Genomic DNA, 19782 nt, shown 5'->3' on the forward strand with positions numbered 1-19782 from the left:
AGGCCCGGCCACGGCCGTGCCAGTCGTACGTACGTCCCCGGACCCGGTCCCGTACCGTGTCCGGGGACGTACGCGCGTAGGACGGTGGAGCGGGAGGCGGACAGATGGCCGTGAAGGACCGGGACCGGTTCTCCACCGCGACCAGGATCCGGTTGCTCGGCGAGCAGACCGCGGCCCGGGTCTACCGTTCCCAGACCAGGCGGCAGGCCCGCCGCTCGCGGCTGACCGGCCGGGCCGCGCTGCTCGCCCTGGTGATGTGCTCGCTGATCGTGGCCCTGGCCTACCCGATGCGGGAGTACGTCTCGCAGCGCGCCGAGATCGACGACCTGCAGCGCGAGCAGCGGCAGGCCCGTGAGCGCGTCGAACGGCTGCGCGACCTGAAGGCGCGCTGGCAGGACGACGCGTACGCCGAGCAGCAGATCCGGCAGCGGTTGCACTACGTGATGCCGGGGGAGACGGGCTTCATCGTCGTGGATCCGCACGCGGCGAAGCAGTCGCGCACCGACCTGGGGGCGGCCGACCGCCCCTGGTACTCCAACGTCTGGGACGGGGTCGACAAGGCCGACGCCTCCGACCGGTGACCCGAGCCCAGCCAGTGACCCGAACCCAGAGAAAGACAGCCTGAAGACAGTCATGGAAACGCCCCCGCCGACCACCCCGCGCACCGAGCCGACCGACGCCGACGTCGAGGCCTTCAAGCAGCAGCTCGGTCGGCCCCCGCGCGGTCTGCGCGCGATCGCGCACCGCTGCCCGTGCGGACAGCCCGACGTCGTCGAGACGGCCCCCCGCCTGCCCGACGGTACGCCCTTCCCCACGCTGTACTACCTGACGTGCCCGAAGGCGAACTCGGCCATCGGCACGCTGGAGGCCAACGGCGTGATGAAGGAGATGACCGAGCGGCTCGGCTCGGACCCGGAGCTGGCCGCGGCCTACCGTGCCGCGCACGAGGACTACATCCGGCGCCGTGACGAGATCGAGGAGCTGAAGAACTTCCCGAGCGCGGGCGGCATGCCGGACCGGGTGAAGTGCCTGCACGTCCTGGTGGCCCACTCGCTGGCGGCGGGGCCGGGGGTGAACCCGCTGGGCGACGAGGCGCTGGCGATGCTGCCGGAGTGGTGGCGCAAGGGCACCTGTGTGACGACCGCCGAGGAGGACGCCCAGTGACCCGTGTCGCCGCCGTGGACTGCGGCACGAACTCCATCCGGCTGCTGGTCGCCGACGCCGACCCGGAAACCGGCGAGCTGACCGACCTGGACCGCCGGATGACGGTCGTGCGGCTCGGGCAGGGCGTCGACCGCACCGGCCGGCTCGCCCCCGAGGCGCTGCAGCGGACCTTCGCGGCCTGCCGCGAGTACGCGGAGATCATCAAGGAGCACGGCGCGGAGCGGCTGCGGTTCGTGGCGACGTCCGCGTCCCGGGACGCCGAGAACCGGGACGAGTTCGTGCGCGGCGTGCTGGACATCCTGGGCGTGGAGCCCGAGGTGATCACCGGGGACCAGGAGGCCGAGTTCTCCTTCACCGGCGCCACCAAGGAGCTCGCCGGGGACGACCGTCTGGCCAAGCCCTACCTGGTCGTGGACATCGGCGGCGGCTCGACCGAGTTCGTCGTGGGCGACGACCACGTCCGGGCGGCCCGCTCGGTGGACGTCGGCTGTGTCCGCATGACCGAGCGGCACCTGGTCCGGGACGGCGTGGTGAGCGACCCGCCGTCCGAGGAGCGGATCGCGGCGATGCGGGCCGACATCGAGGCCGCTCTGGACCTCGCCGAGCAGACGGTCCCGCTGCGCGAGGCGCGCACCCTGGTCGGCCTGGCCGGCTCCGTGACGACGGTGTCGGCGATCGCCCAGGGGCTGCCGGGGTACGACTCGGAGGCCATCCACCACTCCCGCGTCTCCTACGACCGGGTCCGCGAGATCACCGAGTGGCTGCTGCGTTCCACGCACGCCGAGCGTGCGGCCGTGCCCTCCATGCATCCGGGCCGGGTCGACGTGATCGGGGCGGGCGCCCTCGTCCTCCTGGCGATCATGGAGCGGATCGGCGCGCAGGAGGTCGTCGTGAGCGAGCACGACATCCTCGACGGCATCGCGTGGTCGGCAGCGTAGCCCGCTTCTGAGCTGGCATGGATCACGAATGAGCGGGCCCGGGGGGTCCGGACGGACCCCCCGGCGACAGCCCGTCGGAAAAGTTCGTGAAGTTCTTCACAAGGAATTCGGCCCTCTCGGGCGACGAGAAGGGCTCCGTTGACCCGTCCGGGGGCTGAACGGCCCTTTGAACATGTTCAGAAGCATGGTATGGAGGCGTCCGTAAGGCACTCCGGGCGGCGCTCGCGGAGGACCTCACGGAGCCTTCTGCGGCACAGAGAGGCAGCTCACGCGGCATTGACAACGCTTCGGGGTGCACAAAGGAGCCCGGTTGTCACCATGACGTGGATCACGCGGGCCGCGGAGGATAGCACACACCCCACCCAAGCTTGTGAAGGGGCGCACGAGCCACCCCCCTGAGACGGGTGGATACTCGATGGCATGAGCACCACGGAGCGTCCCAGGATCCTCGTAGTAGGCGGTGGGTACGTAGGCCTGTACGCAGCTCGGCGCATCCAGAAGAAGATGCGCTACGGCGAGGCGACCGTCACGGTCGTCGACCCCCGGTCGTACATGACCTACCAGCCCTTCCTCCCCGAAGCCGCCGCCGGCAACATCTCCCCGCGCCACGTCGTCGTCCCGCTGCGACGCGTGCTGCCCAAGGCGGAGGTGCTGACCGGCCGGGTCACCACCATCGACCAGGACCGCAAGGTCGCCACGGTCTCCCCGCTGGTCGGCGAGGCCTACGAGCTGCCCTTCGACTACCTGGTGATCGCGCTCGGCGCGGTCTCCCGCACCTTCCCGATCCCCGGCCTCGCCGAGCAGGGCATCGGCATGAAGGGCGTCGAGGAGGCCATCGGCCTGCGCAACCACGTCCTCGAGCAGCTCGACAAGGCCGACTCCACCACCGACGAGGAGATCCGCCGCAAGGCGCTCACCTTCGTCTTCGTGGGCGGCGGGTTCGCCGGTGCCGAGACCATCGGCGAGGTCGAGGACATGGCCCGCGACGCGGCGCAGTACTACAAGAACGTGTCCCGTGAGGACATGCGCTTCATCCTGGTCGACGCCGCCGACAAGATCCTCCCCGAGGTCGGCCCCAAGCTCGGCAAGTACGGCAAGGAGCACCTCGAGGGCCGCGGCGTCGAGGTCTACCTGTCCACCTCCATGGACTCCTGCGTCGACGGCCACGTGGTGCTGAAGAACGGCCTCGAGGTCGACTCCAACACCATCGTCTGGACCGCCGGCGTCAAGCCCAACCCGGCCCTGGCCCGCTACGGCCTGCCGCTGGGCCCCCGCGGTCACGTCGACTGCGAGCCGACCCTCCAGGTCAAGGGCACCGACTACATCTGGGCCGCCGGCGACAACGCCCAGGTCCCGGACCTCGTCGGCCGCAAGGCGGGCAACGAGAACGCCTGGTGCCCGCCGAACGCCCAGCACGCGCTGCGCCAGGCCAAGGTCCTCGGTGACAACGTGGTCTCCGGCATGCGGGGCTTCCCGCAGAAGGAGTACAGCCACGCCAACAAGGGCGCCGTGGCCGGCCTCGGCCTCCACAAGGGCGTCGCGATGATCGTCATGGGCAAGATGAAGATCAAGCTCAAGGGCCGTCTCGCCTGGTACATGCACCGTGGCTACCACGGTCTGGCGATGCCGACCTGGAACCGCAAGATCCGCGTCTTCGCCGACTGGACCCTCGGCATGTTCCTCAAGCGCGAGGTCGTCTCGCTCGGCGCCATCGAGACGCCGCGCGAGGAGTTCTACGAGGCCGCCAAGCCGGCCCCGGTCGCCGCCGCGCCGAAGGAGAAGACCGAGGAGAAGGCCAAGGCCTCCTGACCTCCGTTCGGTCGTCCGTCTGACGAAGGGCCTCCCGCCATCCGTGGTGCGGGAGGCCCTTCGGCGTGCCGGGAGTTCCCCTCGCGTGCCGGGCTTCCCGCGCTGTCCTCCGGCACCTCGGGGCGCCGCGTCCGGGCGGGCGAAGCAGCTGTTTTGCCCAGACATGACGCGTGCCGGGGACTGCGCCGAAGCCCGGCAGGTGTTTACGTGGTGTCGGACATTCCGGGATTCCCTGTCACGGAGGTGTACACCATGGCAGACGCCGCGCCGCGGCTGCAGGGCCTCTTCACACAGTTGCTGGGAGCACCGCTCCCGGTGCGCATCCGCGCCTGGGACGGTTCGCAGTCCGGCCCGCCGGGTGCGCCGGCCCTGGTCGTACGCAACCGCCGTGCGCTGCGCCGCCTGCTGTGGAAGCCGGGCGAACTGGGCCTGGCCCGCGCCTGGGTGGCCGGGGACCTCGACATCGAGGGCGACCTCTACACGACCCTCGATCTGCTGGCCGGTCTCATCTGGGAGCGCGGCGAGGACGCCCGCACCCTCGTCCAGGCCCTGCGCGACCCCGAGGTCCGCGCCGCCGTCCGGGGTCTGGTCAAGCTCGCCGGGCCGCCGCTGCCGCCCGCCCCGCCCCGCGAGGAGACCCGCAGTCCACGCCGGCACCTGCACACCAAGCGCACCGACCGCCGCGCCGTCAGCCACCACTACGACGTCGGCAACGACTTCTACGAGATCGTCCTCGGTCCGTCGATGGTGTACTCCTGCGCCTACTGGCCCACCCCGGACGGCACCCTCGAACAGGCCCAGCGGGACAAGCTCGAACTCGTCTGCCGAAAGCTCGGCCTGAGACCCGGCGGGCGGCTGCTGGACGTCGGCTGCGGCTGGGGCTCCATGGCCGTCCACGCCGCCCGCGAGCACGGCGTGAGCGTCGTCGGCGTCACGCTGTCCCAGGAGCAGGCCGCCTACGCCCGCAAGCGCGTCGCCGACGAGGGCCTCACCGACAAGGTCGAGATCCGCGTACAGGACTACCGCGACGTCCGGGACGGGCCCTACGACGCCATCTCCTCCATCGGCATGGCCGAACACGTCGGCGCCGGCCGCTACCTGGAGTACGCGGCCGACCTGTACGACCTGCTCAGGCCCGGCGGCCGGCTGCTGAACCACCAGATCGCCCGCCGCCCGCAGCGCGACGAGTCGACGTACAGCGTCGACGCCTTCATCGACTCCTACGTCTTCCCCGACGGCGAACTCCAGCCGATCGGCGCGACCGTCGCCCTGCTGGAGCGGGCCGGGTTCGAGGTGCGCGACGTCGAGGCGATCCGCGAGCACTACGCCCTCACGCTGCGCCGGTGGGTGTCCCGCCTGGAAGCCGACTGGGAGCGTGCCGTGCGGCTGACCTCTCCCGGACGTGCCCGCGTCTGGCGCCTGTACATGGCGGCCTCCGCCGTTGCCTTCGAACGCAACCGCATCGGTGTCAACCAGGTCCTGGCCGTCCGCAGCCCCCACTCGGGCGCCTCCGGGATGCCGTTGCGGGCCCGCACCTGGGGCACGCCCGGCCAGGACTGAGCCGGGCCCGAACGGAAGGGCCGGGTCCCCCGTGTCGGGGAGCCCGGCCCTTCGGCGTGCCGCGAGGCGGCGAGGTCACTCCGCCTTGATCGCGTTCAGCATGTTCAGCCGCGCGGCGTTGCGGGCCGGCCACATCGCGGCCAGCACGCCCACCAGACCGGCCAGCACCAGGAAGATCCCGATCCGGTCCCAGGGCAGGACCAGCGTGTACCCCGGGATCTGGTCCGAGAAGGTCTCGCCGATCGCCCAGCCGAGGAACGCTCCGAGACCGATGCCGACCACCGCGCCGAACACCGAGATGACGACGGCCTCCAGCCGGACCATCCGCTTCACCCGGCGCCGGTCCAGGCCGATGGCGCGGAGCATGCCGATCTCCTGCTGCCGTTCGAACACCGACATCGCGAGGGTGTTGACCACGCCCAGCACCGCGATGATCAGGGCCATCGCCAGCAGGCCGTACATGATGTTCAGCAGGGTGTTGATGGCGCCGCCGAACTCGTTGCGGATGTCCTGCCGGTCCATGACGGTGATCGCGGGGTTGTCGCCCAGCGCGTCGATGAGGACCTTCTCGTTCGCCGCGGACTGGCCGCCGTCGACCTTCACGAAGATCTGCCTGATGGACGGCTTCGTCTCGTGGCGGTCCACGATCTTCCGGTCGACGAGGACGGGGGAGAGGAACTCACTGTCCTTGTAGACGGCGCCGACCGTCAGCGTGGCCTTCTTCTCGTCGGCGAAGGTGAAGGGGATGCTGTCCCCGGGCTTCCAGCCCTTGCTCCTGGCCGTCTTCTCGGCGACCGCGATCTGCCCCTCGGCGAGTGAGTCGGCGTCGCCGCTGACGACGTCGACGTTCAGCACACGCCGGATGTCGCCCGGGGAGACCGCGGAGGCGGAGACGTAGTCGTCCTTGACCTGGAGGTAGGCGTCCTGCTGCGGCGAGACCGCGGACACGCCCTTCGCGTTCTCCAGCGCGGTCAGGGCCGACCGGTCGAGGTCACCGCCGTTGGCCATCGAGACCATGTAGTCGGCCTTGATGTTGTCGGTGGTCATCTTGTCGATGGCCGTGCCGACCGTGATGCCGAGTACCGACAGGCCGGTCACCAGCGTCAGTCCGATGGCCAGCGCCGAGGCGGTGGCGCCGGTGCGGCGCGGGTTGCGGACCGCGTTCTGGCCTGCCAGCTTGCCGGCCACCCCGAAGGGGCCGACGAGCAGCGGACGGACGAGCGCGATCACGGGCCGGGACAGCAGCGGAATCAGGATGATCACGCCGATCAGCGCGAAGAAGGCACCGGCCCCGATGTACATGCGGCCGTCGTCGCCGCCGGTCGAGGCGCCCGCCACGATCCCCACCGCACCGAGGGCGGTGACGGCCGCACCGATGGAGTTGCGCAGCACCAGCGACTTGGTGGTGGCCACCGCGTGGACGCTGTTCATGGCCGCCACCGGCGGGATCTTCGCGGCCCGGCGGCCGGGCAGCCAGGCGGCGAACGTCGTGATCAGCACGCCCACCGCGAACGCCGCCAGCACCGGCGTGGCGGACAGGACCAGCGGACCGTCCGGCATCTTCATGTCGAACGCGGCCATACCGGAGCGGAGTCCGACGGCCAGGCCGATGCCGAGTACGAAGCCGACGGCCGAGGCGACCAGGCCCACCAGCGCGGCCTCGGCGAGCACCGAGCGGGTGATCTGCTTGCGGGACGCGCCGACGGCGCGCATCAGGGCGATCTCCTTGGTGCGCTGGGCGACCAGCATCGTGAACGTGTTGGAGATCAGGAAGATGCCGACGAAGAGCGCGATGCCCGCGAAGCCGAGCAGGACCTGCTTGAGGTTGCCCATGCCCTGTTCGATCTGCTCGGCCTGCTCGTCGGCGAGCGCCCGGCCGGTCTGTGCCTCGGCGGTGTCCGGCAGCAGCGGCTTGACCGCGTCCAGGATCCTCGCGTCGTCGGCGCCGGAGGCGGCGGTGACGGTGACGCTCTCGAAGTAGCCCGGCTTCAGGTACTGCCGCTGGGCGACGGCGGTGTCGAAGAGGACGAGGCTGCCGCCGGCGTTGACGGCGCCGTCCTCGGTGGTGAACACACCGCTGAGGGTGTACTCCTTCACCGGGCCGTTGGTCGCGACGCGCACCCGGTCGCCGACCTTGTACTCGCCCTTGGCGGCGGACTCCTCGTCCAGGGCGATCTGATCGTCCTTCACCGGGCCGGAGCCGTCGGTGAACGTGTAGGCGGCGTCCTTGCCGTCCTTGCCGGGGGCGAAGTTGGAGCCCTTGTTGGACCAGCCGACGCCGATCAGCTTCCCGTCGGGGTCGGCGACCCCGGCGAAGCCCTCGACCCGGCCGTACACCCCCGCGACGCCGTCCACGGCGGAGATCCTGTCGAGGACCTTGCCGGACAGGCCGGGCTCCTCCTCGCGGTTGTCCGGGTCGGCGTACGAGGAGACGGAGACGGCGACGTCGTCGTAGCTCTTCGCCGACTGGTTGCGGAAGGCGTTGGAGAGGGTGTCGGCGAAGACCAGCGTGCCGGAGACGAACGCGACGCCGAGCATCACGGCGAGTACGGTCATCAGGAGCCGGGCCTTGTGTGCGAGCACATTGCGCAAGGCGGTACGGAACATGGGTTCTTCTTCTCAGTCCTGTCGGTCCTGACGGGGGATCAGCTGGTGCGGCCCTTGGCGTCGAACGCCTTCATGCGGTCGAGTACGGAGTCGGCCGTCGGCCCGTGCATCTCGTCGACGATCCGGCCGTCCGCCAGGAAGATCACCCGGTCCGCGTAGGCGGCGGCCACCGGGTCGTGCGTCACCATCACCACCGTCTGGCCCATCTCCCGCACGGAGTTGCGCAGGAAGCCCAGCACCTCGGCCCCCGAGCGCGAGTCGAGGTTTCCGGTGGGCTCGTCACCGAAGATGATCTCGGGCCGGGAGGCCAGCGCCCGGGCCACCGCGACGCGCTGCTGCTGACCGCCGGACAGCTGGGACGGCCGGTGACCGAGCCGGTCCGCGAGGCCGACCATGCGGATGACGGAGTCCAGCCACTGCTTGTCCGGCTTGCGCCCGGCGATGTCCATGGGAAGGGTGATGTTCTCCAGGGCCGTGAGGGTCGGCAGCAGGTTGAACGCCTGGAAGATGAAGCCGATCTTGTCCCGGCGCAGCTTGGTCAGCTGCTTGTCCTTCAGGGAGCCGAGCTCCGTGTCGCCGATGCGCACCGACCCGGAGGAGAAGGAGTCCAGGCCGGCCACGCAGTGCATCAGGGTGGACTTGCCGGAGCCGGACGGGCCCATGATCGCGGTGAACTCGGCCTGCCGGAAGTCGACGGAGACGCGGTCCAGGGCGACCACCTGGGTCTCACCCTGCCCGTAGATCTTCGACAGATCCGTGGCGCGCGCGGCCGCTGCGGTGGCCCGGTCGGTGAGGGGGGCGGTGGTCACGGGATGACTCTCCTGTCGGACGGTTGTGAGGGGGAAGGACGTGTTCCATCGTCCGGGTCCCTCGCCGCCGTGTAGTCACCCGTTGTTCCGGTTCCGAAGGCCGACTGCAGGCTGACCGCGTGGGGCCGTGTCATACCTGGGGATGACGAACACCCCTGAGAGGCCCCGGTGTCGGGAACGGATGCGTCCGGGTGTCGAGAACAGGTGGAGTGCCCTTGTTCGGGCGGTGAAATTCCGTCATTCCGCATACGCGGCCGACCGCCGCACGCAAGGCTATTGGCAAGTGCGGATGGCGTGTTCCGTGTGCTGATGCACCCTCAGACGTCAATAAAATAAGACAACATCGGTCCACGCTCCGGCTGTTCGGGGGACCCGTCCGGATAGTCTCGGAACCTCGATGCGGAGCCCATGGCCTGCCCGGATGGTGGAATGCAGACACGGCGAGCTTAAACCTCGCTGCCCCTTCGCGGGCGTGCCGGTTCGAGTCCGGCTCCGGGCACCTTCCGATCCCTGTGTGGTCCATTGAAGAGTTCACGGCGTGCCCGTTGACAGCGGCGCCGTGCCGTCGGAGACTCACACCCACATGGTGAAAGAAATTTCACCTGACGAACGTGGACGTGGATGAGAAGAGGTCGTCCGATGCGCACCACCGTCGGCATCATCGGAGCGGGCCCCGCCGGTCTTCTCCTCGCCCGGCTGCTCCACAACGCCGGCATCGACTCGGTCGTGCTGGAGAGCCGCGACCGCTCCTACGTGGAACGGCGGCAGCGCGCCGGGATCCTGGAGCAGGGCACGGCGGACGTGCTGCGGGCGGCCGGGGCCGGGGAGCGCATGGACCGCGAGGGCCTGCGCCACGACGGCATCGAGCTCCGCTTCGACCGCAGGCGCCACCGCGTGGACTTCCCCGCCCTCACCGGCGGGCGGTCCGTGACGGTCTACGCCCAGACCGAGGTCTGCAAGGACCTCATCGCCCTCCAGCTCCGCGACGGCGGGCCCCTGCTCTTCGAGGCCGAGGCGCTGGCCGTCGAGGACGCCGGCACCGAGGCCCCGCGGATCCGCTTCCGGCACGAGGGCCGCGAGGACGTCCTGGAGTGCTCCTACGTCGTCGGCTGTGACGGTTTCCGGGGTGTGGCCCGCAAGGCGATCCCCGCCGGACTGACCCGGGTCTTCGAGCGGACGTACCCCTTCGGGTGGCTCGGCATCCTCGCCGACGTGCCGCCCTCCCACGACGAGCTCGTCTACGCCCGCCACGACCGCGGCTTCGCCCTGCTCTCCATGCGCTCACCGGCCGTCTCCCGCCTCTACCTCCAGGTGCCCGACGGCACCGACGCCGGGGCCTGGGGCGACGAGGAGATCTGGGACGAGCTGGAACGCCGGTTCGAGACCGCCGACGACTGGCGCCTGGAGCGGGGCCCGATCACCCAGAAGTCGGTCACGCCCATGCGCTCCTACGTCCACGAGCCCATGCGGCACGGCCGGCTCTTCCTGGCAGGCGACGCGGCGCACATCGTCCCGCCGACCGGCGCCAAGGGCCTGAACCTCGCCGTCGGCGACGTCGTGACCTTCGCGCGGGCCCTGGCCCACCGGCAGCGGACCGGATCCCCGGACCTGCTCGACGCCTACTCCGCGACCTGCCTGCGCCGGGTCTGGCAGGCCGAACGGTTCTCCTACGACATGACGACCCTGCTGCACCGCGCACCCGGCGCGACGCCCTTCGAGGACCGGCTCCAGCTCGCCCGGCTGGAGCGGATCGAGACCTCCCGCGCCGCCGAGGCGGACCTGGCGGAGGCGTACACGGGCTTCCCCTTCGGCTGAGCCCGCGGCCGACAACCCCCACGGGTGAACGGACGACTCTCCTCCGGTGAGGGGGTGACCCCCTCCGGTGAGGGGAATCACCAAGCCACGTAGCGTGTTGCGCAGCATGACGAGGGAAAGATCCTCCCCAAGCAGTAGGGTCATTCCTTTGCCTACCTATTACTCTTGAGCCAAGGCCACGCCTGGTGGCCATGGAGGAGTGAAATGAGGAGCAGAAACCCGGTCTTCTCGCGACGGGGGTTCAGCCGCGACAACGGCTACGCGGGCTTCAACACCGCGCCGCAGGCCGGGGGTCCCGCTGTCGCCACCCAGGGCAACCCGTACGCCCAGCCGACGGGCAACCCGTACGCGCAGAACCCTTACGCGCAGAACCCTTACGCCCAGCAGCAGGACCTGCAGTACGGCGCGCCGCCGCAGGCCCCGGCCACCACCGGCCGGATGACCATCGACGACGTCGTCCTGCGCACGGCGAGCACGCTCGGTGTGCTCATCCTCACCGCGGCGCTCTCCTGGGCCCTGCTGCCGGTCGACGACGCCAACATCAGCCGTAGCTACGGCATCGGTATCGGCGCCGCCCTGATCGGCATGGTCCTGGCGTTCGCGCAGTCCTTCAAGCGCAAGGCCTCGCCGGCGCTGATCCTGACGTACGCCGCGTTCGAGGGTGTCTTCCTCGGCGTCATCTCCAACATCGTCGACAACCGCATCGCCGACGGTGCGGCCATGCAGGCCGTGATCGGCACCATGGCGGTCTTCGCCGGTGTGCTGATCGCGTACAAGGCCGGCTGGATCCGCGTCAACCGCCGCTTCTACGGCTTCGTGATGGCCGCCGCGCTCGGCTTCATCCTGCTGATGACCGTGAACCTGCTGTTCGCGGTGTTCGGCGGCGGTGACGGCCTCGGCTTCCGCAGCGGTGCCCTCGGCGTCGTCTTCGGCGTCATCGGCATCATCCTCGGCGCCTGCTTCCTCGCCCTGGACTTCAAGCAGGTCGAGGACGGCATCGCCTACGGCGCCCCGCGCGAGGAGGCCTGGCTCGCGGCCTTCGGCCTCACGCTGACGCTGGTGTGGATCTATATGGAGTTCCTGAGGCTCCTCTCCATCCTCAACAGCAGCGACTAGTCCTCATCGGTCGCAGCGCGAAGGGCCCCGGCTTCGGCCGGGGCCCTTCGTCGTCGCGGGGAGTATGCGCGCCTAGACGAGTTTGCGCGCGGCCCTCCTCAGGTCGTACTCGTGGACGATCGCCTTGGCGTGGCCGTAGGCGAGATTGTGTTCGTGCCGGAGCCAGCTGACCTTTTCCTCGAAGCGGAAGAGCGCCGGGCCTTCGTCGACGGTGCGCAACCAGTCGGAGATCTCACGACCGGTGCAGTGCGGGATGCGGGCGAGCATGTTGCGATGGGTCTCTTCGGAGAAGACTTGGGACATCGGCGCCTCCGGACGCTGGGATGTAAGCCGGTCCTTCAGGTCACGGTGCCTGAGTGTTCGCCCGTTGGCAACAGTCCCGGTGCGACGCGTACGCTCGCGGAGTGGTTGATACGACGCCTCTGAGCCGTGCGGTGGAGCACTTCGCCGATCGATTGAGGGCCGCGCCCCAGAGCCGGTTGCAGCGGGGTGCTGCCGCCGAGGCCCTGGAGCTGGCCAGGGAGTTGGCCCGGAGGTCGCAGGTCCTGGAGGGCGTGGAGCCTCGGGAGATGCCGGATGCGGGGATGTTTGCGGCAGCAGATCAGATCACCGTGGCCGGGCATGATTTGGCCGTTGTGCTCACCGGTGATGCCGAGGTCGCCGAAGCGGTGATCCTGGTGGAGGAGGCGCAGAAGCGGGCGGGGGTCTGAGCTTCGTTCGCGGGGCGGGTGCGTGGCGGTTGTTCGCGCCGTTCCCCGCGCCCCTGATGGGGCGCTCCACTACGGGTACTTGCTTACAGGGACGCGATGACCCTGTCCGCCAGGATGTACACGTTCTCCTCGCCGCATTCGAACGTGAGCGTGTACGCGCCCGAGATGCCGGAGCCGCCCAGGAGGAACGGGGTGGCGCCCGCGCGCAGGGCCGCGGCGAGGTGCTCCGCCGTCTCCCGGTGGCCCGGGGTCATGCACAGCGTCGTGCCGTCGGCGAAGACGTAGACGTCCAGGGTGCCCAGCGGGCCGGGACGGACGTCGGTCAGCTCCACGCGGGCGGAGGCCAGCTCCTCCAGGGTGGCGACGGTGCGCTCGTGGTCGTTCACGACCGGCGACTGGGCCGGCACGAAGTCCGGGTGTGAGGGGTGGCGACGGCGGGCCGCGGCCAGCTCCGGGGACTCGCCGAGCGGCTCCTCCGTGTCCGCGCCGTGCTCGGACACCGGCTCCAGACCCGCGAAATCGGCCTGACGGGGCAGGAACAGATCGTGGTCGGGCAGGCCCAGCATCGGGGGCGCGTCGGAGGCGTCACGGGCCTCCTGGGCGGCCCAGAACGCCCGAGCCTCGGCGAGTTCGCGCTCTCGCTCCTCGGCGAGTGCCGCCGCCACGGCGGCACGTATCTCTTCGGTGTCGGCAGTGGTGCGGGCGGCGGGCAGCAGCGCACGGGTGGTGGCGGCGCGGCTCTCGGCCAGCGCGGTGTGCAGGGCCGCGACCTGTCGGCGCAGCTGCAGGACGGTGCGCAGGACGGCGACGCCCACGGCTCCCGTGGCGGCCGTGGTGACCAGCAACGCGATCGGCATGGCGCTCACTGACGTACTCCCGGTTCAAAGTCGACCCCCGACTTCCTACATCAGCTTGAAGGGCGGACTAACCAGCTGTCAGTGCGTAACGTCACGAAACGGACAGGGCTTCGGAGTCGAGGAAGGGGGTGTGGCTACTGTGACCTGGCGTTCTTCCCCGGCGCAGGGATATAGGTCACATCCTGGGGGAGATTGGATCACAAAACAGCCCAGAACCCTGGAGTTTCCAGGGTTCCGGGCCGGGAGCTCACAGCGAGTGCTATGGCGGCTACGGCGTGCCGCTCAGCTGAGGCGCTCGATGACCATGGCCATGCCCTGGCCGCCGCCGACGCACATCGTCTCCAGGCCGAACTGCTTGTCGTGGAACTGGAGGGAGTTGATGAGCGTGGTGGTGATGCGGGCGCCGGTCATGCCGAAGGGGTGGCCGACGGCGATGGCGCCGCCGTTGACGTTCAGCTTCTCCAGCGGGATGCCCAGGTCGCGGTAGGAGGGGATCACCTGCGCGGCGAACGCCTCGTTGATCTCGACCAGGTCGATGTCGCCGATGGTCAGGCCGGCGCGCTTCAGCGCCTGGTTGCTCGCCTCGACCGGGCCGAGGCCCATGATCTCGGGGGAGAGGCCGGAGACGCCCGTCGACACGATGCGGGCGAGCGGGGTGAGGCCGAGCTCGCGGGCCTTGGTGTCGGACATGATCACGAGGGCGGCGGCGCCGTCGTTCAGCGGGCAGCAGTTGGCGGCCGTGACCATGCCGTCGGGGCGGAACACCGGCTTCAGGCCCTGCACGCCCTCCAGGGTGACGCCGGCGCGGGGGCCGTCGTCCTTGGAGACGACCGTGCCGTCGGGCAGGGTGACCGGGGTGATCTCGCGCTCCCAGAAGCCGTTCTTGATGGCTTCCTCGGCGAGGTTCTGCGAGCGGACGCCGAACTCGTCCATGTCCTGGCGGGTGACGCCCTTGGTGCGGGCCAGGTTCTCGGCGGTCTGGCCCATCGCGATGTACGGGTCGGGCAGCAGGCCGTCCTCGCGCGGGTCGTGCCAGGTCGAGCCCTCGGACTCGGCGACCGCGGCGGTACGGGCCTCCGCGTCGGCGAACAGCGGGTTGTGCGTGTCCGGGAGGCTGTCGGAGTTGCCCTTGACGTAACGGGAGACCGTCTCGACGCCGGCCGAGATGAAGACGTCGCCCTCACCGGCCTTGATGGCGTGCAGGGCCATCCGGGAGGTCTGCAGGGAGGAGGAGCAGTACCGGGTGATGGTGCAGCCCGGCAGGTGGTCCATGCCCATCTGCACGGCGACGACCCGGCCGAGGTTGTGGCCCTGCTCGCCGCCGGGCAGGCCGCAGCCGAGCATCAGGTCGTCGATGTCCCTCGGGTCCAGCTCGGGGACCTTGGCCAGCGCGGCCTGGATGATCGTGGCGGTCAGGTCGTCCGGTCGCACGTCCTTCAGGGAGCCCTTGAAGGCGCGGCCGATGGGGGAGCGGGCGGCTGAGACGATCACGGCTTCGGGCATCACGGCTCCATTGACGTACCGGGTGGTCTGGCAGGGCTGACTGGGAAGTTACCCGTACGTATGGGCTGGGTCACGGGTGTCACGGTGTGACCCTGACCGCAGTTTCCAAGCGCTTGCTTTGCCGCGCTCCATGCGCGCCCCTCAGCACGCTCCTCAGCTGACTCCTCCGCTCGCTCCTGAGCCGGCTTCTCCGCTCGCTCCTCAGCATGCTCCTCAGCTCGAAGGCGTCGCGGGCGCCGGCTCCTGCTCGGAGACCCGCCGGCGCCGGCGGCGCTTCAGCAGGGCCCAGGGGCCGCGCGGCCCGCTCGGCATCGCCGCCGCGACCTCCGTGCCCGCCTCCGAGGCGGCCTCCGCCGCGGCACGCGCCACCGGCAGGAAGCCCTCGCGGCGGGAGGCGTCCGGGCGCTCCTCCTCGGCGGGCCACAGGCCCAGGGAGGCGCAGACGGTCGGCAGGACCGCCATCGCCGCCGTCGCGTAGCCCTCCGCGGAGGGGTGGTAGCTGTCCGGGCCGAACAGCTCACGCGGGTTCTCGGCGAACTCGGGGCCCAGCAGGTCGCCCAGCGACACGGTGCGGCCGCCCTGTTCGACGACTCCGATCGTCTGGGCGGCCGCCAGCTGGCGTGAGGCCCGCCGGGCCAGCCAGCGCAACGGCTGCCGCACCGGCTCGATCGTGCCCAGGTCGGGGCAGGTGCCGACCACGACCTCCGCACCGGCCGTGCGCAGCCGCCGGACCGCCGATGCCAGGCAGCGCACCGAGCGGGTCGCCGGCATGCGGTGGGTGACGTCGTTCGCCCCGACCATGATCACGCAGATGTCGGGCACGGGACCGCGATCGGCCAGCACCAGGGCCACCTGCCGGTCCAGGTCGTCCGAGCAGGCCCCCGGGGTCGCCACCGTGCGCAGCTCCACCGGGCGTTCCGCCAGCGCCGCGAGCCCCGACGCAAGCAGCGCCCCCGGCGTCTGCCCGCCCCGGTGCACACCCTGGCCCGCGGCCGTGGAGTCACCCAGCATCGTCAGCCTCAGCGGCACCCCTCCCGGACCGGCGTACGTACGGCCGTACAGCCCGTCCGCGTGCGGCACTCGGGGCGACGTGCCGTTGCCCACCCGGCGCCGTGCCAGCTGCACCTCGGCCAGCACCAGCCCCAGTGCGGCCGCCCCGGCCAGACCGACCCCGCCGCCGCCATAAGCCGCGCCGGCCGCGATCCGCCGGGCCACCCTCGCCCTCGACATGCTCGTCATGCGTCGCCGCCACCTCCTCGAACCCGTACACCCAGTGCTTGCCCCGTACAGCCCGTCGTCCAATCGCAACCGGGAGTGAACGACCGTCACGGACCACGGCGAGGTCATAGGCTGGCGGCACCATCAGGATCACTTCTTTGCGGCATCCGGAGACAACGGTGCAATTCCACGACTCGATGATCAGCCTCGTCGGCAACACCCCGCTGGTGAAGCTCAACAGCGTGACCAAGGGCATCAGGGCGACCGTCCTGGCCAAGGTGGAGTACTTCAACCCCGGCGGTTCGGTGAAGGACCGCATCGCCCTGCGCATGATCGAGGCGGCGGAGGAGAGCGGCGCGCTCAAGCCCGGCGGCACGATCGTCGAGCCGACCAGCGGCAACACCGGCGTCGGGCTCGCCATCGTGGCGCAGCAGAAGGGGTACAAGTGCATCTTCGTGTGCCCCGACAAGGTGAGCACCGACAAGATCAACGTGCTGCGCGCCTACGGGGCCGAGGTCGTCGTCTGCCCGACGGCCGTCGACCCCGAGCACCCGGACTCGTACTACAACGTCTCCGACCGGCTGGTCCGTGAGACCCCGGGCGCCTGGAAGCCCGACCAGTACTCCAACCCCAACAACCCGCTCTCCCACTACCACTCGACCGGTCCGGAGCTGTGGGAGCAGACGGAGGGGAAGATCACCCACTTCGTGGCGGGCGTGGGCACCGGTGGCACCATCTCCGGGACCGGCCGCTACCTCAAGGAGATCAGCGGCGGCTCCGTCAAGGTCGTCGGCGCGGACCCCGAGGGCTCCGTCTACTCCGGCGGTTCCGGCCGGCCCTACCTCGTCGAGGGCGTCGGTGAGGACTTCTGGCCGACCGCCTACGACCGGACCGTCGCGGACGAGATCGTCGCCGTGTCCGACAAGGACTCCTTCCAGATGACCCGCCGCCTCGCAAAGGAGGAGGGCCTGCTGGTCGGCGGCTCCTGCGGCATGGCGGTCGTCGCCGCGCTGGAGGTCGCCGAGCGGCTCGGCCCGGACGACGTCGTGGTGGTCCTGCTGCCGGACAGCGGCCGCGGCTACCTCAGCAAGATCTTCAACGACGAGTGGATGGCCGACTACGGCTTCCTGGAGGACACCGGCCCGAGCGCCCGCGTCGGCGACGTCCTGAACGACAAGGAGGGCGACCGCATGCCCTCCCTGGTCCACATGCACCCGGAGGAGACGGTCGGTCAGGCCATCGAGGTGCTGCGCGAGTACGGCGTCTCGCAGATGCCGGTCGTCAAGCCGGGCGCCGGTCACCCCGACGTGATGGCGGCCGAGGTCGTCGGCTCGGTCGTGGAACGCGAGCTGCTGGACGCGCTGTTCAGCAAGAGCGCCTCGCTCGACGACCCGCTGGAGAAGCACATGTCCGGCCCGCTGCCCCAGGTCGGCTCCGGCGAGCCGGTCGCGGACCTGATGGCGGTCCTGGGCAAGGCGGACGCGGCGATCGTCCTCGTCGAGGGCAAGCCGACCGGTGTGGTCAGCCGGCAGGACCTGCTGTCCTTCCTCGCCCGCACGGGGAAGTGACGGCGGACTCCGGATGAACCGCCCGTGAACGGGGCGCACTTGCCGCTTCCGCGATCTTCGCGGACTTCGCGCAACCGGTACGCGGGTGTCACGTTCGCGCAGCACCCGCTTAACACGCGTCCTGCACATTGGTGGGTGTCGGCAGGGGCGGGAGCGGCTCCCCGCCCGGGCCGGCGCCGAACGGCGTCGACGGACCTCCGGAGCGGCTCCCGGACCTCCACGGACGCCACGGACGCGCAAGCCCGGCCCTGACCGGGCCCGCGTCCCTCGCGGGGACCGCCGTCGTCCCGCCCCCCGTTCACGGGGGTGCGGCGGTCCCCGCGCACCTGCCTCACACGGCGTCAGCCCGTCCCGCTCGTCGCCCAGCTCCCCAGCAGCGCCAGGCGCTCCGCCGTCTCCGAACCCGGTTCCGGCGTGTACGCCACGATCGTCTGCTCCGGGGCGGCCGGGATCGTCAGGGTCTCGTAGGGGAGGGTCAGCAGGCCCGCGACCGGGTGCCGCAGGAGCTTCACGCCGTGGTCGCAGGGCCTGACCAGGTGGTCGGCCCACAGGTGGCGGAACCGCTCGCTGGCCCGGGACAGTTCGGCGACGAGCTCCGCCGTGACGAGGTCGCCGGGGTGGTGGCCTGCCTGCAGTCGCAGGTGCGCGACCGTCTGGGCGGTGACGTCGGCCCAGTCCGGGTAGAGCTCGCGTGCGTCCGGGTCGAGGAAGAGACGCCGCGGCAGGCTGGGGCCGCCCGGGCCGCCGAAGTCGAGCAGGGCACCGGCGAGGGCGTTCCAGGCGAGCACCTCCATACGGTGGTCCAGGACGTAGGCCGGGGTGCGGTCCATGCCGTCCAGCAGCAGCTGGACACCCGGCCGCACCCGGGACGCGGCCGGCCCGTGCCCGTCCTGCCGGCGGGGCCGGGCCACCGCCCGCAGATACGCCTGCTCGGCCCCGTCCAGCCGCAGCACCCGCGCGATCGCGTCCAGCACGGCGTCCGAGACGCCCCCGGACCTGGTCCGGGACGGGTCCCCGGGGCCCCGGGACTGTTCGAGGCGGACGTAGTAGTCGACGCTCACCCCGGCCAGCTGCGCCACCTCCTCGCGGCGCAGGCCCGGGACGCGGCGGCGGCCGTACGACGGCAGTCCCACGTCCTCCGGCCGGATCCGGGCGCGACGCGAGCGCAGGAAGTCTCCCAGTTCTCCGTCCATGGGCCCGAGCCTAGGCCGTACGGGCCCGGCGAACCTGGTACCGGCAGACCCAGGAAAAGCGCATCCCTGGGTAGGGCGGGCGATGCCGCCGAGGGTGGTGTCCGAGGCCGGGGAGACGCCCCGGCCGCCACCGAGGGGGTACCCCATGTCGTACGACAACCTGGCCGGCCGCACCGCCGTCGTCACCGGAGCCGCGAGCGGGATCGGCGAGGCCGTCGCCGTGCTGCTGGCCGCCCGGGGCGCCCGGGTGGCGCTGGTGGCCCGGCGTGCGGAACGGCTGACGGCGATCGCCGGGAAGATCCGGGCCGACGGGGGACAGGCCCTGGCCGTCACCGCCGACGTCACCGACGAGACGTCCGTCGCGGACGCCGCCGACCGCATCCACGCCGAGTACGGGACCGTCGACCTGGTCGTGAACTGCGCCGGCGTGATGCTGCCGCACCCCGTCGACGCCCGGCGCGCCGACGAATGGCAGCGGATGCTCGACACGAACGTCGCCGGGGTGCTGCGGATGATCGGCGCCTTCACCGGCGACCTGGTGGACGCCGCCACGGACGGCCGTACGGCCGACATCGTCAACATCTCGTCCATCGCGGCGCACGTCAGCTTCCCGAACTACGCGGTGTACGGCGCTACCAAGGCGGCCGTCACCTACCTGTCGGAAGCCCTGCGCGGGGAGTTCGGGCCCCGGGACGTCCGGGTCACCAACATCGAGCCCGGCTTCGTCGAGAGCGAGCTGCGCACCCACATCGCCGACGCGGAACTGTCCCGGCAGGTCGAGGGCATGCTGGACGCGGTGGGCGCGTTGTCCGCCGAGGAGCTGGCCGACCTGGTGGCCTACGTGACGAGCCGGCCCCGCCGGGTCAATCTCCGGCAGATCGTCGCGCTGCCCACCCGGCAGGTCTGAGACGGGCG

At 70.9% G+C, this 19782-nt stretch carries 17 protein-coding genes and 1 tRNA gene; 11 read left to right on the forward strand and 7 right to left on the reverse strand.

Annotated elements, in window-relative coordinates:
- Window positions 1-104: 104 nt before the first annotated feature.
- The 5 genes from ACIQU3_RS14900 to ACIQU3_RS14920 all read left to right on the forward strand — a co-directional run bounded on the left by ACIQU3_RS14900 (window position 105) and on the right by ACIQU3_RS14920 (window position 5471).
- Window positions 105-581, forward strand: coding sequence for a septum formation initiator family protein (locus ACIQU3_RS14900; RefSeq protein ID WP_234846886.1), 477 nt, complete (start codon window positions 105-107; stop codon window positions 579-581).
- 52 nt (window positions 582-633) lie between these two features.
- Entirely contained in the window at window positions 634-1164 is a 531-nt protein-coding gene (locus ACIQU3_RS14905) for a DUF501 domain-containing protein (RefSeq protein WP_385661312.1), read from the forward strand.
- Window positions 1161-2102, forward strand: a complete 942-nt coding sequence (locus ACIQU3_RS14910) for an exopolyphosphatase (protein ID WP_403733152.1) — start codon at window positions 1161-1163, stop codon at window positions 2100-2102. The genes ACIQU3_RS14905 and ACIQU3_RS14910 overlap by 4 nt, the downstream gene beginning before the upstream one ends.
- A gap of 420 nt (window positions 2103-2522) precedes the next feature.
- Window positions 2523-3911 (forward strand): NAD(P)/FAD-dependent oxidoreductase, encoded by a 1389-nt coding sequence (locus ACIQU3_RS14915; RefSeq protein ID WP_234846889.1) that lies wholly within the window; start codon window positions 2523-2525, stop codon window positions 3909-3911.
- Window positions 3912-4163: 252 nt separating this feature from the next.
- Window positions 4164-5471 carry a class I SAM-dependent methyltransferase gene (locus tag ACIQU3_RS14920; protein ID WP_403925247.1) on the forward strand — a complete coding sequence of 436 codons (1308 nt, stop codon included), beginning with the start codon at window positions 4164-4166 and terminating at the stop codon, window positions 5469-5471.
- Between the two features lie 75 nt (window positions 5472-5546).
- Here the strand turns inward: ACIQU3_RS14920 and ACIQU3_RS14925 are convergent, their stop codons facing one another.
- Together ACIQU3_RS14925 and ACIQU3_RS14930 are read right to left on the reverse strand one after the other, a co-directional pair.
- The gene (locus ACIQU3_RS14925; RefSeq protein WP_403925250.1) at window positions 5547-8078 is read right to left on the reverse strand and encodes an ABC transporter permease; all 2532 of its coding nucleotides are present in this window, start codon (window positions 8076-8078) and stop codon (window positions 5547-5549) included.
- A gap of 38 nt (window positions 8079-8116) precedes the next feature.
- The gene (locus ACIQU3_RS14930; protein ID WP_403733160.1) at window positions 8117-8887 is read right to left on the reverse strand and encodes an ABC transporter ATP-binding protein; all 771 of its coding nucleotides are present in this window, start codon (window positions 8885-8887) and stop codon (window positions 8117-8119) included.
- A gap of 415 nt (window positions 8888-9302) precedes the next feature.
- Here ACIQU3_RS14930 and ACIQU3_RS14935 point away from each other — a divergent pair.
- From ACIQU3_RS14935 to ACIQU3_RS14945, 3 genes are all read left to right on the forward strand, one after another.
- Window positions 9303-9386, forward strand: a tRNA-Leu gene (locus tag ACIQU3_RS14935).
- Between the two features lie 140 nt (window positions 9387-9526).
- Window positions 9527-10702, forward strand: coding sequence for a 4-hydroxybenzoate 3-monooxygenase (locus tag ACIQU3_RS14940; protein WP_403925253.1), 1176 nt, complete (start codon window positions 9527-9529; stop codon window positions 10700-10702).
- Between the two features lie 204 nt (window positions 10703-10906).
- Entirely contained in the window at window positions 10907-11818 is a 912-nt protein-coding gene (locus tag ACIQU3_RS14945; protein WP_403733165.1) for a Bax inhibitor-1/YccA family protein, read from the forward strand.
- Between the two features lie 72 nt (window positions 11819-11890).
- Here the strand turns inward: ACIQU3_RS14945 and ACIQU3_RS14950 are convergent, their stop codons facing one another.
- Window positions 11891-12121 carry a DUF4287 domain-containing protein gene (locus tag ACIQU3_RS14950; protein ID WP_234846895.1) on the reverse strand — a complete coding sequence of 77 codons (231 nt, stop codon included), beginning with the start codon at window positions 12119-12121 and terminating at the stop codon, window positions 11891-11893.
- 101 nt (window positions 12122-12222) lie between these two features.
- Between ACIQU3_RS14950 and ACIQU3_RS14955 the strand changes: the two genes are divergently transcribed.
- A complete protein-coding gene (locus tag ACIQU3_RS14955) occupies window positions 12223-12528 on the forward strand; it encodes a hypothetical protein (RefSeq protein WP_403925256.1) in 306 nt (101 codons plus the stop codon).
- Window positions 12529-12611: 83 nt separating this feature from the next.
- Here the strand turns inward: ACIQU3_RS14955 and ACIQU3_RS14960 are convergent, their stop codons facing one another.
- The 3 genes from ACIQU3_RS14960 to ACIQU3_RS14970 all read right to left on the reverse strand — a co-directional run bounded on the left by ACIQU3_RS14960 (window position 12612) and on the right by ACIQU3_RS14970 (window position 16127).
- Window positions 12612-13394 carry a hypothetical protein gene (locus ACIQU3_RS14960; protein WP_403733174.1) on the reverse strand — a complete coding sequence of 261 codons (783 nt, stop codon included), beginning with the start codon at window positions 13392-13394 and terminating at the stop codon, window positions 12612-12614.
- A gap of 273 nt (window positions 13395-13667) precedes the next feature.
- Window positions 13668-14888, reverse strand: coding sequence for an acetyl-CoA C-acetyltransferase (locus ACIQU3_RS14965; protein ID WP_403733179.1), 1221 nt, complete (start codon window positions 14886-14888; stop codon window positions 13668-13670).
- 213 nt (window positions 14889-15101) lie between these two features.
- Window positions 15102-16127: an SGNH/GDSL hydrolase family protein gene (locus ACIQU3_RS14970; protein ID WP_403733182.1), complete on the reverse strand. Its 1026-nt coding sequence runs from the start codon at window positions 16125-16127 to the stop codon at window positions 15102-15104.
- 158 nt (window positions 16128-16285) lie between these two features.
- On the opposite strand from ACIQU3_RS14970, the gene ACIQU3_RS14975 reads away from it, so the two are divergent.
- Window positions 16286-17674, forward strand: coding sequence for a cystathionine beta-synthase (locus ACIQU3_RS14975; RefSeq protein WP_366712625.1), 1389 nt, complete (start codon window positions 16286-16288; stop codon window positions 17672-17674).
- A 341-nt stretch (window positions 17675-18015) separates the two neighbouring features.
- On the opposite strand, the gene ACIQU3_RS14980 is transcribed toward ACIQU3_RS14975, so the two are convergent.
- Entirely contained in the window at window positions 18016-18867 is an 852-nt protein-coding gene (locus ACIQU3_RS14980; protein ID WP_403733187.1) for a helix-turn-helix transcriptional regulator, read from the reverse strand.
- Between the two features lie 145 nt (window positions 18868-19012).
- Between ACIQU3_RS14980 and ACIQU3_RS14985 the strand changes: the two genes are divergently transcribed.
- Entirely contained in the window at window positions 19013-19774 is a 762-nt protein-coding gene (locus ACIQU3_RS14985; protein WP_403733194.1) for an SDR family oxidoreductase, read from the forward strand.
- Window positions 19775-19782: the final 8 nt, after the last annotated feature.

The sequence above is a fragment of the Streptomyces sp. NPDC101110 genome, from assembly GCF_044759525.1.
Lineage (GTDB): Bacteria > Actinomycetota > Actinomycetes > Streptomycetales > Streptomycetaceae > Streptomyces.